This window comes from Alkalihalobacillus sp. R86527 (assembly GCF_042466185.1).
Taxonomy (GTDB): Bacteria; Bacillota; Bacilli; order Bacillales; family Guptibacillaceae; genus Guptibacillus.
Map to the genome: position 1 here is coordinate 2,168,896 of NZ_JAXHBW010000001.1, position 17,033 is coordinate 2,185,928.

Annotated in this window: 14 protein-coding genes; all 14 read right to left on the reverse strand. The window is 41.7% G+C overall.

Annotation, left to right across the window (positions count from 1 at the left end; all coding sequences use genetic code 11):
* Positions 1-67: 67 nt before the first annotated feature.
* On the reverse strand, positions 68-2,185 hold the full coding sequence (locus SJY16_RS11075; protein ID WP_377889198.1) for a polyribonucleotide nucleotidyltransferase: 2,118 nt from the start codon (positions 2,183-2,185) through the stop codon (positions 68-70).
* 145 nt (positions 2,186-2,330) lie between these two features.
* Positions 2,331-2,600 (reverse strand): 30S ribosomal protein S15, encoded by a 270-nt coding sequence (rpsO, locus tag SJY16_RS11080; RefSeq protein WP_270181877.1) that lies wholly within the window; start codon positions 2,598-2,600, stop codon positions 2,331-2,333.
* Between the two features lie 132 nt (positions 2,601-2,732).
* Positions 2,733-3,665 (reverse strand): bifunctional riboflavin kinase/FAD synthetase, encoded by a 933-nt coding sequence (gene ribF / locus SJY16_RS11085; protein ID WP_377889199.1) that lies wholly within the window; start codon positions 3,663-3,665, stop codon positions 2,733-2,735.
* Positions 3,666-3,683: 18 nt separating this feature from the next.
* The gene (gene truB, locus SJY16_RS11090; RefSeq protein ID WP_377889200.1) at positions 3,684-4,580 is read right to left on the reverse strand and encodes a tRNA pseudouridine(55) synthase TruB; all 897 of its coding nucleotides are present in this window, start codon (positions 4,578-4,580) and stop codon (positions 3,684-3,686) included.
* A gap of 61 nt (positions 4,581-4,641) precedes the next feature.
* A complete protein-coding gene (gene rbfA / locus SJY16_RS11095) occupies positions 4,642-4,992 on the reverse strand; it encodes a 30S ribosome-binding factor RbfA (protein WP_377889201.1) in 351 nt (116 codons plus the stop codon).
* Positions 4,993-5,011: 19 nt separating this feature from the next.
* Positions 5,012-5,287, reverse strand: a complete 276-nt coding sequence (locus tag SJY16_RS11100; protein WP_377889202.1) for a DUF503 domain-containing protein — start codon at positions 5,285-5,287, stop codon at positions 5,012-5,014.
* On the reverse strand, positions 5,284-7,368 hold the full coding sequence (gene infB / locus SJY16_RS11105; RefSeq protein WP_377889203.1) for a translation initiation factor IF-2: 2,085 nt from the start codon (positions 7,366-7,368) through the stop codon (positions 5,284-5,286). Before infB ends, SJY16_RS11100 begins: the two co-directional genes overlap by 4 nt.
* 15 nt (positions 7,369-7,383) lie before the next feature.
* Positions 7,384-7,686, reverse strand: coding sequence for a YlxQ family RNA-binding protein (locus SJY16_RS11110; protein ID WP_377889204.1), 303 nt, complete (start codon positions 7,684-7,686; stop codon positions 7,384-7,386).
* Positions 7,686-7,946: an RNase P modulator RnpM gene (rnpM, locus tag SJY16_RS11115; protein WP_377889205.1), complete on the reverse strand. Its 261-nt coding sequence runs from the start codon at positions 7,944-7,946 to the stop codon at positions 7,686-7,688. Before rnpM ends, SJY16_RS11110 begins: the two co-directional genes overlap by 1 nt.
* A 27-nt stretch (positions 7,947-7,973) precedes the next feature.
* On the reverse strand, positions 7,974-9,080 hold the full coding sequence (gene nusA / locus SJY16_RS11120; protein ID WP_377889206.1) for a transcription termination factor NusA: 1,107 nt from the start codon (positions 9,078-9,080) through the stop codon (positions 7,974-7,976).
* An 18-nt stretch (positions 9,081-9,098) separates the two neighbouring features.
* The gene (gene rimP / locus SJY16_RS11125; protein ID WP_377889207.1) at positions 9,099-9,569 is read right to left on the reverse strand and encodes a ribosome maturation factor RimP; all 471 of its coding nucleotides are present in this window, start codon (positions 9,567-9,569) and stop codon (positions 9,099-9,101) included.
* Between the two features lie 160 nt (positions 9,570-9,729).
* Positions 9,730-14,022 carry a PolC-type DNA polymerase III gene (locus tag SJY16_RS11130; protein ID WP_377889208.1) on the reverse strand — a complete coding sequence of 1,431 codons (4,293 nt, stop codon included), beginning with the start codon at positions 14,020-14,022 and terminating at the stop codon, positions 9,730-9,732.
* 80 nt (positions 14,023-14,102) lie between these two features.
* Positions 14,103-15,722 carry a proline--tRNA ligase gene (locus SJY16_RS11135; RefSeq protein WP_377889209.1) on the reverse strand — a complete coding sequence of 540 codons (1,620 nt, stop codon included), beginning with the start codon at positions 15,720-15,722 and terminating at the stop codon, positions 14,103-14,105.
* A gap of 49 nt (positions 15,723-15,771) precedes the next feature.
* Positions 15,772-17,025: an RIP metalloprotease RseP gene (gene rseP, locus SJY16_RS11140; RefSeq protein ID WP_377889210.1), complete on the reverse strand. Its 1,254-nt coding sequence runs from the start codon at positions 17,023-17,025 to the stop codon at positions 15,772-15,774.
* Between the last annotated feature and the right edge of the window lie 8 nt (positions 17,026-17,033).

Below are 17,033 nucleotides of genomic sequence, written 5' to 3' on the forward strand. Positions count from 1 at the left end.
GGCAAGCCCTAGAACTAGTGTAGTTAACTGAAAGGAATAAAAAAAAGAATTCGGCTTAGCCGAATTCTTAGCTTTGTTGACTTTGTTCTTCTTTTTCACGCTCTTCTTTCAAAAGCGCTTTGCGAGAAAGGTTAACGCGGCCTTGTTTGTCGATTTCTTTAACCTTGACCATAATTTCATCGCCAATTGCAACGACATCTTCTACTTTGTTCGTACGCTCTTCAGCTAGTTCAGAAATGTGTACGAGTCCTTCTTTGCCTTGGAATAGTTCTACAAACGCACCGAACTTCTCAACACGCTTAACTTTACCAAGATATGTTGCACCTACTTCAACTTCTCTTACAAGATCTTCAATGATTTTCTTCGCTTTTGCGTTCATGTCTTGATCAGTAGAGGAGATGAAGATCGATCCATCTTGCTCGATATCAATCTTAACGTTTGTCTCTTCGATAATCTTGTTGATGATTTTCCCGCTTGGTCCAATCACATCACGAATCTTATCTGGTTTAATAGACATCGTTAGAATCTTAGGAGCATACGCAGAAAGCTCTGTACGTGGCTCGCTGATCGCGCTCATCATGTTCTCAAGGATATCTAGACGTCCTTTTCTTGCTTGCTCTAGTGCTTCACGAAGGATAGCTTCATTGATTCCTGAAATCTTAATATCCATCTGTAGAGCTGTAACACCTTGCTTCGTACCTGCAACTTTGAAGTCCATGTCCCCTAAAGCATCTTCCATTCCTTGAATATCAGTTAGAACGGTTACGTCTTCTCCGTCACTTACAAGTCCCATTGCAATTCCAGCTACAGGTGCTTTCAATGGAACACCAGCATCCATCATAGCAAGCGTACTTGCGCAAATACTCGCTTGAGATGTAGATCCGTTTGATTCAAGAACTTCTGAAACAAGACGAATTGTATAAGGGAAGTCCTTTTCTGTTGGAATAGCAGGCTCAAGTGCTCGTTCACCTAGTGCACCATGTCCAATTTCACGACGGCCAGGTCCTCTCATAGGTCCTGTTTCACCAACACTAAACTTAGGGAAGTTGTAATGATGCATGAATCGCTTGGACTCTTCTGTTCCGAGACCATCTAGAATCTGCACATCACCAAGTGCTCCAAGTGTACAGATGCTTAGCGCCTGTGTTTGCCCACGTGTGAACAATCCAGAGCCGTGTGTTCTTGGAAGAATACCAACTTCTGAGTTTAGTGGGCGAATCTCATCTACTCCACGTCCATCAGGTCTAACTTTGTCCTTTAGAATCAGTCGACGAACTTCCTGTTTTACGAAGCTGTTCATGATTGAACTCACTTCACTTGCAGAAACGTCTTCGTTTTCTTCGTATGCTTCAACCGCACGGTTCATAACACCATCGATCGCTTCTTGACGAGCGTGCTTCTCGACTACTTTCACAGCTTCTTTAACGTCAGCCAAGAACTTTTCACTAAGTTCAGCTTCAAGCGTCTCATCAGCTTTCTTCAGTACGATTTCACGCTTTTCTTTACCAGTCGCTTCAATGATTTCTTCTTGGAAAGTAATCAGGCGTTTGATTTCCTGATGTCCAAATAGAATTGCTTCAAGCATCGTTTCTTCTGGTACTTCATCAGCACCAGCTTCAACCATGTTGATCGCTTCTTTTGTCCCTGCAACTGTTAAGTTAATATCACTTTCTTCAAGCTGATCGACGCCAGGGTTCACTACGAACTCCCCGTTGATGCGTCCGATTACAACACCAGCAATCGGGCCATCGAATGGTAGATCACTGATACCTAAAGATAGAGATGAACCGAACATTGCAGCCATTTCAGAAGAACAATCTTGATCAACACTCATAACAGTACTAACAACCTGAACCTCATTACGGAAACCATCCGGGAACAATGGTCGAATCGGACGGTCGATCAGTCTGCTTGCTAAGATCGCTTTCTCACTAGGGCGACCTTCACGTTTGATGAATCCTCCTGGAATCTTACCAACTGCATATAGTCTTTCTTCATAGTTTACTGTAAGTGGGAAGAATGGAAGGTCCTTTGGTTCCTTGGAACCTGTTACTGTTGATAGTACAGCTGTATCGCCATAACGAATCATTGCTGCACCGCTCGCCTGTTTAGCCAATTGACCGATTTCTACAGTCAGCTGACGGCCAGCCCAATCAATCGAAAACACTTGCTTATCTTGTGCCATTACTGTGAGAACTCCTCTCATCCTATAAAATCATTTCTTTTAGTATACATTATACCCTAACCTTTTTACTTCTAAAAAGAAAGGACGAAATCTATGTATTTTTAACCTAATAAAAAAGCGGGAAAAAATCCCGCTTTTTAAATCATTATCTACGTAGTCCAAGTTCTTTGATTAGTTCACGGTAACGAGTAACGTCTTTGTTACGAAGATACGTTAAAAGGTTACGACGTTTACCAACCATTTTAAGAAGACCGCGACGAGAGTGGTGGTCCTTCTTGTGGAAACGAAGATGACCGTTCAAATTGTTAATTTCCTCAGTTAGGACAGCGATTTGAACTTCTGGAGAACCAGTATCATTCTCGTGAGTTTTGAACTTAGTGATAAGTTCTTGTTTACGCTCTTGTGTGATTGCCATCCTTTTCACCTCCTTCAATTCTTAATCCCCTGTTACCGCGCAAACGTCGGAGAGTCGATTGCCCAGTAAAGGTTGTGTACTTACTGTACAGATATTAGACTACATGTTTTTTAGGCAAAATGCAAGAGTAATCTATTCTAGGATTTTTCTTGCGCTATCCGCATCTTTGCCGATTTGCTCGATTAAGTCATCGACTGAGGAGAATTTCACTTCACCGCGGATCTTTTTATGAAATTCAACCTCAACTTCTTTCCCGTACAAGTTTTCTTCAAAATCAAAAACATGTACTTCAAGAGACGGTTTGTCGGGTGCTTCATCATAAAAAGTAGGCTTATACCCTATATTACATACGCCTTTTCTCCATTCTCCACCCGTTTTGAGCCTTACAGCATAAACACCTGTAGCAGGAACGAGATATTCTTTGTCCATTTCAATGTTCGCTGTAGGGAATCCGATTGTTCTTCCTCTCTGATCCCCTTTGATAACCGTACCCGTTACAACGTATCTGCGGCCTAGCACTTCTTTTACGTTTTCAACAGCACCTTCTCGAATATAAGAACGGATAAGAGTTGAGCTCACTTTTTCATCATCCTTTGAAACTTTTTCGACAACAGTCTGCTCAAATTTATTACGTGCATGGAAAGGCATCGAATCCATTGTTCCTCTACCCTTACTTCCATATGTAAAATCGAACCCTGCTACTACATGAACCACTGATAGGTTAATAATATAGTCATCTATAAATTGTTGTGGAGTTAATCCTGCTATGGTGGTGTCAAACTTCACAATATAGAGAACATCGATCCCCATCTCATCGATGAGGGTGATTTTTTCGTCTAAGGGGGTGATCGCTTCTATTTGTGGTGATGACTTTCCTAGCACGACAGAAGGATGAGGATAAAACGTCATGACAGAAGCAGCTATCCCTTTTTCATCTGCGATCTTCTTTGCAGTGGAGATAACCTTTTGGTGGCCTCGGTGAATACCATCAAAATACCCGAGCGCCATGACGGATGGTTTATTCGCTTCGATAAAATGCGGATGAGATAAATAAATTGTTTTCATAGCTTTCACCTTCTAACTTCATCTCGAGAACACTTTTTCAGGTTTCATCAGCCCTGGCTTTTCTGGATGTTTTTGATAAATAGCAATGGCAGTACCATCTAAACTATACATAACAAGCCGATCCTCTGTCATCGCTTCTACTTCTGGCAAAACAGCACCGTTTTGAAGCCTTGCTTCCATCTCTTCATCTACTGTAAGGGAAGGGATCGATGAGAGGGCATATTCCAGGGGAAAAAGTCTTAACGTTTCTTCCTCTATCATCTGTGTAATTTCATCAAATGTCAAACATTCTTCGAGCTTAAATGGCCCTGAAGCGGTCCTGATTAATGAGGACATATGAGCTGGATACCCAAGTGAAGCTCCTATATCCACAGCGAGCGTTCTTATATACGTCCCTTTACTGCATTCTATACGTACCGGAATGTCAACCGTATCATCCTTATAGACGATATCTCCAATTTGTTCGAGCTCATGAATCGTTACAACTCGTGAAGGGCGTTCGATCACTTTTCCTTCAAAAGCATATTCGTACAGTCTTTTTCCATTCACTTTGACTGCAGAGTACATCGGTGGAACTTGTTCGATTTCACCTTTGAACGCTTCAAGTACGGAGGCGAATTCTTTTGAATCGACTTTGTGTGTAATGCTTTTTTCTTCAATCTTTTCCCCAGTAGCATCTTCAGTAGAAGTCGTATAGCCAAGGGTAATGACGGCCTCATATGTCTTGGAGAAATCCGTCATATACTGTGCAACCTTTGTTGCCCTTCCGATACATAATGGCAAAACGCCAGTGACAGCAGGGTCAAGCGTTCCTGTATGCCCTACCTTTTTGGTCATAAGGATTTTGCGCACCTTGGCAACACAATCATGTGACGTCATTCCAGCAGGTTTCTTTAATGGTAATATTCCTTCCATCACTCTTCCTCCTTTCTAAACATAGAGAAAGGATAGACATTCCTGCCTATCCTAACGTTCTCTACTCATCTGATTGATTTAAATCCGCAAGAAGTCTCTCTATTTTGTTTCCGTAATCGATTGATTCATCAAATTCAAAATAAATTTCAGGTGTTTTGCGAAGACGAATTCTTTTTCCGATTTCGGAGCGAATGAATCCTGTCGCTTTCGCAAGGCCATTAAGTGTTGCCTCTTTCTTCTCGTCATCACCTAGTACGGTAATGAAAACTGTCGCCTGTTGAAGGTCATTTGTCACCTCAACAGCTGTTACTGTAACGAAACCTACACGAGGATCTTTTATCTTTCTACTAATGATATCCCCTAGTTCTTTCTTCATCTGTTCACCAACGCGGTTTGCGCGAACATTGCTCATCGTTACACCTCATTTCTTCCTAAAGCCATTCGTAAGTTGTCCGGGTAAGCTCAATGTCAGGATTTGCATCGATCAATGCAATAGCACGTTGCAACTCTCGCTCACAAGCCGTTTTACTAGAAGCGGTCGTTACGATTCCTATTACAGTCCTTTGCCACAAATCCTGATTATCAAGCTCAGAAACTGCTAAATTATAGTGCTTCAGCCGGCTTATCACCGACTGTAGCACTGATCTTTTTTCTTTAAGTGACTGCGCATCATATATTATGCATTCGCACTCAATGTATCCAATCACTTAGGTTTTACTTCAACCATTACATACGCTTCAATGATGTCGCCTTCTTTAACATCGTTGAACTTCGCAAGCGTGATACCACACTCATAACCTTTTGCAACTTCTTTTGCATCGTCTTTAAAGCGTTTCAACGTATCAACTTCACCTTCAAATACGACAATGCCGTCACGAATTACACGAACACCAGAGTTTCTAGTGATTTTACCTTCGATTACATAAGAACCTGCAATCGTACCAACTTTAGAAACTTTGAATGTTTCACGAACTTCAGCTTGACCGATAACTTTTTCCTCATATACAGGATCAAGCATACCTTTCATCGCCGATTCGATTTCTTCAATCGCAGTATAAATTACGCGGTGAAGACGAATATCGACTTGTTCTGCATCAGCGACTTTCTTAGCATTGTTATCAGGACGCACGCTAAACCCGATAATGATTGCATTAGATGCTGAAGCAAGGATGATGTCTGATTCAGTAATCGCACCTACACCAGTGTGAATGATGTTAATTTTAACACCTTCAACTTCGATTTTCTTAAGAGAACCTGCAAGTGCCTCGACAGAACCCTGTACATCAGCCTTAACGATGATGTTGATATCTTTTACATCTCCTTGCTGGATTTTCTCAAAGAGATCATCAAGATTCATCTTAGAAGATTCTTTACGCTGTGCTTCGATATGCTGCTGATTACGCGCCTCACCAACTTGACGAGCTTGTTTTTCATCTTCAAATGCAACGAAGCGATCACCTGCATGAGGAACATCACTTAGGCCCGTTACTTCAACAGGAGTTGATGGTTCAGCCGTCTTCACACGTTTACCAAGATCGTTGACCATAGCACGCACACGTCCAAACGTGTTCCCCACTACTACAGGGTCTCCGACTTTTAAAGTACCTTCTTGTACGAGTAGTGTTGCAACTGCCCCACGACCCTTGTCTAACTGAGCTTCGATAACAGAACCTGATGCAAGCTTATCAGGGTTCGCTTTGAACTCTTCAACTTCTGATACAAGACCGATCATTTCAAGAAGATCGTCGATTCCTTCACCTTTAATAGCTGAAAGGTTAACTGTGATCGTGTCTCCACCCCAAGCTTCTGGTACTAGTTGATACTCAGTAAGCTCCTGTAGGACACGGTCAGGATTTGCACCCTCTTTATCCATCTTATTAACTGCAACGATAATTGGCACCTCTGCAGCTTTAGCATGGTTAATCGCTTCAACAGTTTGTGGCATAATACCATCGTCAGCTGCCACTACGATTATCGCAATATCAGTAATCTTCGCTCCACGAGCACGCATTGTTGTAAATGCAGCGTGTCCAGGTGTATCGAGGAATGTAATCTTCTTATTTTGGTTTTCGATTTGGTAGGCACCGATGTGCTGCGTAATTCCACCAGCTTCACCTTGGGTTACCTTTGTATTACGGATGCTGTCAAGAAGTGTTGTTTTACCATGGTCAACGTGACCCATGATTGTTACAACAGCTGGACGCTCTACAAGCTTCTCGCTATCGTCTTCTTTTGTGTAATTATCCAGATCTGTAATTTCGAAAATTTCTTCTTCTTCTACTTTAACGCCATAGTCATCACAGATGAGCTCCATAGTATCTTTATCAAGTTCTTGGTTGATTGTTGCCATTACACCAAGACCCATTAGCTTCTTGATAAGCTCTGAAGCATCTTTACCTAGCTTCTCTGCAAGCTGTCCAACTGTCAATGATCCGATGAAAGTTACCTTCTCAGGCAATCTTCTTGGAGCTGCAGTGTTTTTAGGCGGTTGCCCTTTGCCACGACGATTTGGTCTTCTTCCACCACGACGGCCATTTGGCGTATTTTTGTTGTTCTTTTGATTTGAATTTGCTTTTGGGTTAGTTCTGTTGTTTTTATTTTCCATACTGTTTTTGTCGCTTCCCTTTTTGGATTGTTTCGAATTGCTTTTAAGCTTTTCCACTGTTGAGTCATCAATCACAGACATGTGATTCGTGACTTTTATATCCATGCTTTTTAACTTTTCGATAACATCCTTACTAGTTGTATTTTGTTCTTTTGCATATTCATAAATTCGCATCTTACTCATACGTTCACCCCCGAGTTATTGATCAAGAATAGCAAAAAGTTTCTTTGCAAATCCTTCATCAGTGACGGCTATCGTCACTCGCTGTGCTTTACCGATCGCATGCCCGAGTTCATAGCGTCCTGCTACAATACATACTGGGATTCCATAAGTAGCTGCTTTATCTGTGATTTTTTTCTTTGTATTGTCGGATGCGTCATCCGCTAACAGTACGAGACTCGCATGTTTTCGTCGAATTTCTTTAACTACTAATTCTTCCCCCGATACGAGTTTGCCTGCACGTTGAGCAAGTCCCAGAAGTGATTCCCATTTCCCTCTCATTATGAACGTAACTCTTCAAGATGGAGATAAACGTCATCTGTTACTTCTGCTTTAAGATGAGTAGAAAGAGAGTTTCTCTTCCTTGCGAGTGTAAAACATTCTTCACTATTGCAGAGGTAAGCCCCACGCCCGTTCATCTTTCCGGTTGGGTCAATAGCTATTTCCCCTTCTTTAGACCTGACAACACGTACTAATTCTTTCTTTGGCTTCATTTCTTGACAGGCTATACACTTTCGCATCGGAATCTTACGGTTTTTCACGATGGACACCTCTCCTGATCCTTATAACTATTCGTTGTCGTAGTCAGTATCTTCTTGTTCGAAGAGCGGAGTGTCGTCTTCAGTATAAAGACCTTCTTCTTCCGCATCTGACTGACTCTTAATGTCGATTTTCCAGCCTGTTAGTTTCGCAGCTAAACGTGCGTTCTGACCGCGTTTACCAATTGCTAGAGAAAGCTGATAATCAGGTACGATAACCTGAGTCATTTTATTTTCTTCGTCAACGTTTACTTTAAGTACTTTTGAAGGACTTAGAGCATTAGCGACATATTCAACGATATCTTCTGACCAGCGTACAATATCAATCTTCTCGCCTTTTAGTTCGTTAACGATAGCTTGAACACGCTGTCCGCGTTGTCCTACACAAGAACCAACCGGATCGATCTCAGGATCTTCAGCATGAACTGAAATCTTTGAACGATCGCCTGCTTCACGGGATATCGACTTCACTTCAACAGTTCCATCATAAATTTCCGGAACTTCAAGTTCGAAGAGGCGCTTTAATAGACCTGGGTGTGTACGTGATACCATTACTTGTGGTCCTTTAGTCGTCTTTTCGACTTTTGTAACGTACACTTTAATTCTATCATGCGATTTATATGTTTCGTTTGGCATTTGCTCACCAGTAGGAAGTAGTGCTTCAATCCTACCGAGATCAACGTAAATAAAGCGGTGATCTTGACGCTGTACGATACCAGTCATAATATCGTCTTCACGTTCAATAAACTCACTAAAAATAATGCCGCGTTCAGCTTCACGTACACGCTGAGTGACAACCTGCTTCGCTGTCTGTGCGGCAATTCTACCGAAGTTACGAGGCGTTACTTCAATTTCCACTACGTCCTCTACTTCGTATTGTGGATCCATATCCTTCGCATCTGCAAGAGAGATTTCTAGGCGAGAATCCTCTACTTCTTCAACCACATCTTTACGTGCGAATACACGAATAGAACCTGTGTCTTGGTTGAAGTCTACTCTTACATTTTGCGCCTGGTGGAAATTACGCTTATATGCGGAGATCAAAGCTGCTTCGATTGCCTCCACGATAATATCCTTGCTGATGCCCTTCTCCTTCTCGAGAACGGTCAGTGCATCCAATAGATCACTACTATTCATCTTCATTCTCCCCTTTAACTAAAAAACAACTGCAAGCCTTGCGCTTGCCACTTTGTCATAAGGTACTTCTACCGTTATTGTTCTCGTTTTAACCTTCTGCTCGACGACAACCGTTCCACCATCGAAGTTTACAAGCTTTCCTTCAAAGCTCTTTTCACCGTTGATTGGTTCATAAGTTGTAATGTAAATTTGCTTTCCTACCACCTTTTCGAAATCAGATGGTTTTTTAAGTGGACGCTCAGCACCTGGCGAGGATACTTCCAGAAAGTAAGGTTGTTCGATAGGATCTTGCTTGTCCAGTTGCTCGCTTAATTTCTCACTCACAACACCGCATTCCTCGATATCAACGCCCCGCGGTGAATCGATATAGACACGGAGAAACCAGTTGTTACCCTCCTGTGTGAATTCTACATCTACAAGTTCCAGGTTCATTTCATCTGCTATTGGTTTTACTAGTTCTTCTGTAACCGTGATCACATGTTCAGTCATTGGTTGTCCTCCTTTCTGATCCTGTCAAGCAGGGTCCCAATCGAAAACGAAAGAGTGGGTTAGCCCCACTCTTTCGCTGCGTGTGTATTCACTAGTATTTCCACAATTACTATACCATACTCATTTATCCAATTCAACAAAGAAGAGAACGAGTCTCCCATTAGAAAAGGCTGAGTTGGTTAGCATCCGGAAGACCTTCTAGACAGCCGTGCTCATCTAGATATTCTAAGACAGTCTTCGAAATTTTGCTTCGTTGCTGAAGATCTTCCTTAGAAAGGAACTCTCCCCCATCTTTAGCGCCTTCTATATTAATAGCAGCGTTCGTTCCAACTCCTGGTAGAGAGTTGAAAGGAGGGATGAGTGAATCTCCATCAACAATGAATTCTGTTGCTTTAGATCTGTAGAGATCGACCTTCTGCATACGAAGACCTCTTTCTGACATTTCGAGAGAGATTTCAAGAACTGTAAGCAGGTTCTTCTCCTTCGGCGATGCATCAAGGCCCTTTTCATTGATTTCTTCAATTTTCGATCGAATAGCATTTGAGCCTTTCACCATCGTATCGATATCAAAGTCATCCGCTCTTACAGTGAAGTAAGCAGCGTAGAATAGTATTGGATGATGGACTTTGAAATAAGCGATCCTCACAGCCATCAATACGTAAGCTGCGGCATGGGCTTTAGGGAACATATACTTGATCTTCAAGCAAGAATCGATATACCAATCTGGTACATCATTCTTTTTCATCGCGTCAACCCATTCTTCTTGAAGTCCTCTCCCCTTACGAACGAACTCCATAATCTTAAAGGCAAGAGAAGGTTCTAGTCCTTTATAGATTAAGTACACCATAATATCATCACGACACCCGATCACTTCACTAAGTGAACATGTGCCTGCTTGAATAAGCTCCTGTGCATTGCCAAGCCATACGTCGGTTCCGTGTGATAGTCCAGAAATCTGAACTAATTCTGAAAACGTACTCGGTTTTGTATCTTCAAGCATCTGACGAACAAAACGCGTACCGAACTCAGGGATTCCATACGTTCCTGTTTTACACATGATCTGGTCTTGCGTCACACCCAGTGACTCTGTTCCACTGAAAAGCTTCATTACTTCCGCATCATCAGTCGGAATCGTTTTCGGATCGATTCCACTTAAATCCTGAAGCATTCTGATCACTGTAGGATCATCGTGTCCTAATATATCTAGCTTCAAAAGATTATCGTGTATGGAATGGAAATCAAAGTGTGTTGTTTTCCATGCTGATGTTTTGTCATCTGCTGGAAACTGTATTGGTGAGAAATCATAGATATCCATGTAATCAGGAACTACGATAATACCACCCGGGTGCTGACCGGAAGTACGTTTAACACCCGTACAGCCCGATACAAGTCGATCGATTTCAGCACCTCTGAAATGTAGGTCGTTATCTCCCATATAGCCCTTTACATAACCGTAGGCTGTCTTTTCTGCAACGGTACCGATTGTTCCAGCTCGGAATACGTTGTCTTCACCAAAAAGTTCCTTTGTGTAGTTATGCGCTCTAGGCTGATATTCGCCTGAGAAGTTCAAATCGATATCGGGTACTTTATCACCCTTAAAACCAAGGAACGTTTCAAACGGTATATCATGTCCGTCCTTAATAAGTGGAACATGACACGTTTCACATTCTTTATCTGGAAGGTCAAAACCTGATCCTACAGAACCATCATCAAAGAATTTCGATTCTTTACAAGATGGACAAACGTAATGAGGAGGCAATGGGTTTACTTCCGTAATTTCCGTCATAGTAGCTACGAAAGATGACCCTACTGATCCTCGTGAACCTACAAGGTATCCGTCGTTAAGGGATTTCTTAACTAGCTTTTGAGAAATGAGATAGATGACAGCAAACCCATGTCCGATGATACTCTTCAGCTCTTTCTCTAGTCTTTCCTCAACAATCGTTGGTAGTTCATCTCCATAAATACTCCTAGCACGATCATAGCTCATTTGTCTCATCTCTTCATCTGCACCTTCGATTTTCGGTGTGAAGAGATCATCTTTGATCGGTTTGATATCATCGATAAGATCTGCTACATGCTGAGGTTTCTGAACCACGATTTCTTTCGCCTTTTCTGACCCAAGGAAATGGAAGCAATCGAGCATTTCGTTCGTGGTACGAAAATGCACCTGTGGTAGCGTTTGTCGATTCAATGGATTACCAGCCTGAGCTTTGATTAGTACTTTACGATAAATGTGATCTTGAGGATCTAGATAGTGAACATTTCCCGTCGCAACAACTGGCTTATCTAACTTTTCTCCTAGCTTTACGATGTTTCCGATAATATCTCTTAGTGCCATCTCATCTTGAACGAGCTCTTTCTCGATGAGGTGCATGTAATTCTGAGGTGGTTGCACTTCAAGGTAATCATAAAACTTCGCGATCTCCTCGACTTCTTCAGGAGACTTTTGCATCATTCCTGTGAACACTTCCCCTTTATCACAACCTGAGCCAATCAACAATCCTTCTCTGTACTTTTCAAGCTTTGAGCGAGGGATCCTTGCAGTACGATAAAAGTAATCTAGATGGGAAAGAGAAACGAGTTTAAATAGATTTTTAAGTCCTACATCGTTTTGAGCAAGAATGATCGTATGGGATGGTCTCGTTCTTTGAAACCCTGTTTGTCCCATGTTTTCATTGAGCTGATTATGATTTGTGATCTCCCTTTCAAGCGCATCTTTAACGAGTTTCCACATTAAGTAACCTGTCGCTTCGGCATCATAGATCGCTCTATGGTGCTGCGTCAGATTAATATCGAACTTTTTACAAAGCGTATTTAGACGATGGTTTCTCATTTCAGGGAATAAGAATCGAGCAAGCTCCAATGTATCAATAACTGGGTTTTTCGCTTCTCCTAAGTTAATGTTTCGAAAACCTACATTCAAAAAGCCCATATCGAAGCTTGCGTTGTGCGCAACTAGAATATCATCACCAATAAATTCATGAAAATCCTTCAAGACATCTTCAATTTCTGGTGCGTTTTCAACCATATCATCCGTTATGCCAGTTAATTCAATCGTCGTTGAAGATAGTGGATGATGTGGATTAGCAAAGCGCTCAAACTTATCAACGATTTCTCCATCCTTTATTTTCACAGCGGCAAGCTCAATGATCTTGTTATAAACAGCAGAAAGACCTGTCGTCTCGACGTCGAATACGATGTACGTACTCGTTTCAAGGTCTCGATCTGCTTCGTTATATGCAATTGGTACACCATCATCGACAAGGTCTGCCTCTAATCCATAGATAACCTTGATATCATTCTTTTGTCCTGCAGCATAAGCATCCGGGAACGACTGTACGACATTATGATCTGTGATTGCGATCGCAGGGTGGCCCCAATCTGCAGCTTGACTAATCAAACCGTTTACAGAACTAACTGCATCCATTTGACTCATTTGAGTATGAGCATGCAATTCCACGCGCTTTTCATCTTCAGGCGCTTCATCTTTACGAAGGTCTGGCGTAATTTGAGTAAGGTCGTTACCAATCATGACGAGGTCACGAACGAATGTATCGTTCTGTATACCACCTCTTACTTTCACCCAGATCCCTTTTCTAACTGCTTCAAGAATTGGAACATCTTCTTTATCACGTGAGAACATTTTCACTAAAATCGAATCAGTATAATCTGTTATTTTAAACGTTAATAACGTTCGACCGCTTCGCAATTCCTTCGTTTCGGCATGGAATACATAGCCTTGAACTGCGATGCGTCGTTCTTCATCCTGAATCGTCTCAATCGGAACTGGATCTTCCTTAATCTTATACCCAATTACAAGCGTATCTGGTGTCTGCCCCTTACTTTGAGCCGTGTCAGCTTTTTGTTTTTCGATCAACGCTTCCATCATCTTGGACTGGTCTTCTTGTTGCTTTTGCTCCATGAACTTCTGGTAATCTTGCTTTGATTCCTTCACTTTTAACTCAAGCATATACTTTGGAAAACCTGCAGCTTCGTAACATTCTGCTAGTGGACCTGATAGTTTCTTACGAGCAATCGTTGCTTCCGTCTCGTTACGAACATGTACGGTCAGCTTATTACCATTAATCTGCGGTGCTTGGTTTTTCAGAAGTGCAGTTAAGGAAGCAGAGTGATCTTGCATGAGTTCTACTACACTCTCCCAGTAACTAGCAGCAAGTTCTTCTGTTGCTTCACCATCAGTTGTTATCGAAAAGTTTACTTCTGCAATATGTTTAAGTCCTTCAATCAATCTACTTCTGAATAATTCATAAATATGAAATGGTAGGATTGCAGGTAAATGAAAATGGAAATGCCATTTCCTCGTTTCCTTGTACACGGTAAGTTTGGAAATATAGCCTTCTTTAAAGAATTCTTCAAACTTATCGGGAAACGATATCTGTTGAAGGAGCAGCTGAAGCCGTTCTTTTCTGATCGTTAACTCCTGATCCATGTCTTGACCCCCTTTTTTGACATCCGATGGGTAAACGAAAAAAAGGTGGAAGGACCCCCTCGAGGGTACCTATCCACAATTTAACCCAATTGTTCAAAGAGCTTCTGTAATTCTGAATTTAATTCATCCACAGCCACTTCGAAGGATTCACCTGTATCTCTACGCTTCACTTCTACGATGCCTTCTGCTGCCTTTTTACCGACAACAACACGAATTGGAACTCCGATTAAATCAGCATCTTTGAATTTCACTCCTGCACGTTCTTTACGATCGTCGTAAAGGACATCATAGCGCTCTTTACGAAGCGTTTCATAAAGGCGATCTGATAGCGCTTTTTGATCTTCATTTTTGACATTGATTGCAATTAAATGAACATGGAACGGTGTTACAGACATTGGCCAGTTAAGTCCGTTTTCGTCTGCATTTTGTTCAGCGATTGCAGCTAACGTTCTAGAAATCCCAATTCCGTAACATCCCATGATGATCGGCTCAGCTTTCCCACCTTCATTAAGGTACGTTGCTCCCATCGCTTCACTATACTTTGTTCCTAGCTTAAATACTTGTCCAATTTCAATTCCTTCAGCAAAAACTATTTTGCCTTTCTCATCTGGTGATGGATCACCTTCTTGGATAAATCTTAGATCTTCAAAACGTTCAATGGAAAGGTCACGCTCTGGATTCAGATTGTGATAGGCATTCGCGCCTTTAATACTCCCATTTACAATCGATTTGATTGCATTATCAGCAATGATCGTGCCATCGAATTCTTTAATGTCGATATCTTCTTTTACAGTTTCAACAAGGTCTGTACCGTATAAGTTTTTCACTTTAATTTCATTTAATTCATGATCGCCTCTAACAAGAACAAGAATCAATTCATCGTTCACCTTTAAAGGAGTTGCATGAATTTCACGGTCAGGAGATGTTTCACCATCGCCTTTGACTAAAGCTTCTTCTGACTCATCAGGTTTAGTGTACGCTACTGTTACTTCTGCCATCTCGATGTTCGCAGCGTAGTCTGATTCATCACTGTATGCAATCGTATCTTCACCAACACTAGAAAGCGCCATAAACTCTTCTGTATCTTTTCCTCCCATTGCACCTGAATCAGCAACTACAGGACGGAAGTTCAGTCCGAGCTTTGTGAAGATTTTGCTGTACGTTTCGTGCATGAGGTCATATGCATCATCAAGTTGCTCTTCAGAAGAGTGGAACGAATAAGCATCTTTCATAATGAACTCTCTACCACGAAGTAAACCAAAGCGAGGACGACGCTCATCACGGTATTTCGTTTGAACTTGATAAAGAATGACAGGCATTTGTTTGTACGAACTTAGCTCATCACGAACAAGGCTTGTGATAAGTTCTTCATGAGTCGCACCAAGTGCAAATGGTCGATCATGTCGATCCTTTAGCCTCATTAGTTCAGGACCATATACATCCCATCGACCTGTTTCTTGCCATAGTTCAGCTGGTTGAATCGCCGGCATAAGAAGTTCTTGTGCACCAGCATCGTTCAATTCTTCTCGAACAACACTTTCAATCTTCATCAACACTTTCTTACCTAGTGGCAGGTAAGAATAAATACCAGCAGCGTTCTGTCGTATGAAACCCGCTCGAACAAGCAGCTGATGACTTTTAATTTCAGCATCAGCTGGGTTGTCTCTGAGGGTCGGATTAAAATAGTTTGATTGTTTCATGACCTGCACCTCATTTCATTCTTCAAAAAGGACATTTGTCCCTACTCTTTTACAAAAAGAAACGTTGAATATCATTCCAGGTTACAACGAGCATGAGTAACATGAGGAAGGAGAATCCAATAAAATGGACCAGACTTTCTTTTTGTGGGTCGATCGGTTTCCCTCTTAACGCTTCTACCCCAATAAACAATAACCTACCTCCATCAAGAGCAGGTAAAGGAAGAAGATTAAATATTCCAAGGTTGATACTTAGAAAAGCAGCCCATCTCATCAAAACGTAAACGCCCTTTGATGCCGCTTCTTCGGTATAGCTGTATATTCCTACAGGTCCTGAGAAAGCGTCGATCGAAAGCTGTCCTGTTACAAGTTGACCAAGTCCTACAAAGATTGCTTTAGAGAATTCATATGTTGATGTGAATCCAAATGCAACTGAGTCTAGGAAGTTCACTTGATAAGCAGGTGCTACTCCAATTCGACCAACGGATTGGTTTTTAGTCAATTCTTGCTTTTCAGGAGTAATCGCTAATGATACCGCTTCTCCTTCACGATCGACCTTAAAGCTGAGTTGATTTTCTGCATTATCTTGAATAATAGAGGTCATTTTGTCCCAGCTCGTAATCTCTGTACCATTGATTTCAGTTATGACATCACCATTCATCATTCCAGCTTGTTCTGCAGGACTGTCTTCTACAACTTCATTAACTTGATTCGTAGGTGTTCCTTGAAGTAAACCAAGCAGGAAGAAAATAACGATCGCTAGTAAGAAGTTCATCACAGGTCCCGCAAATATAGCGAGGAAGCGATCCCATAGAGACTTAGATCCAAACTGGCGATCATATGGTGCAATCTGGAATTCCGAACCATCCATCACATAGTGCGACTGTTCATCCAACGGATATACAACCGCAGGGGCATCTTCACCTTCATACCCTTTTATAAAAAGCTTGTGCTCTAAATCAGCTTCTTCAACTGTGACTTCTTTTAAATTTGTGTAAGCAGATTTCTGATTGATAACGATTTTTTCTATTTTGTTGTTGGCATTAAATAATAGACCAACCCGTTGTCCAGGCTTTAATTCGATCATTTCCGGGTCTTCGCCGGCCATCCGAACAAACCCGCCAAGAGGCAATAGCCTTATGGTATATACCGTTTCGCCTTTTTTTATCGTGAAAAGCTTTGGGCCAAATCCGATAGCGAATTCACGGCATAATATTCCTGCACGTTTTGCAAGGAGCAAATGTCCCAGTTCATGGAAAAAAACTAGTGCTCCGAATATGATAATGATCGAAATCACAGTATTCATATCCACTT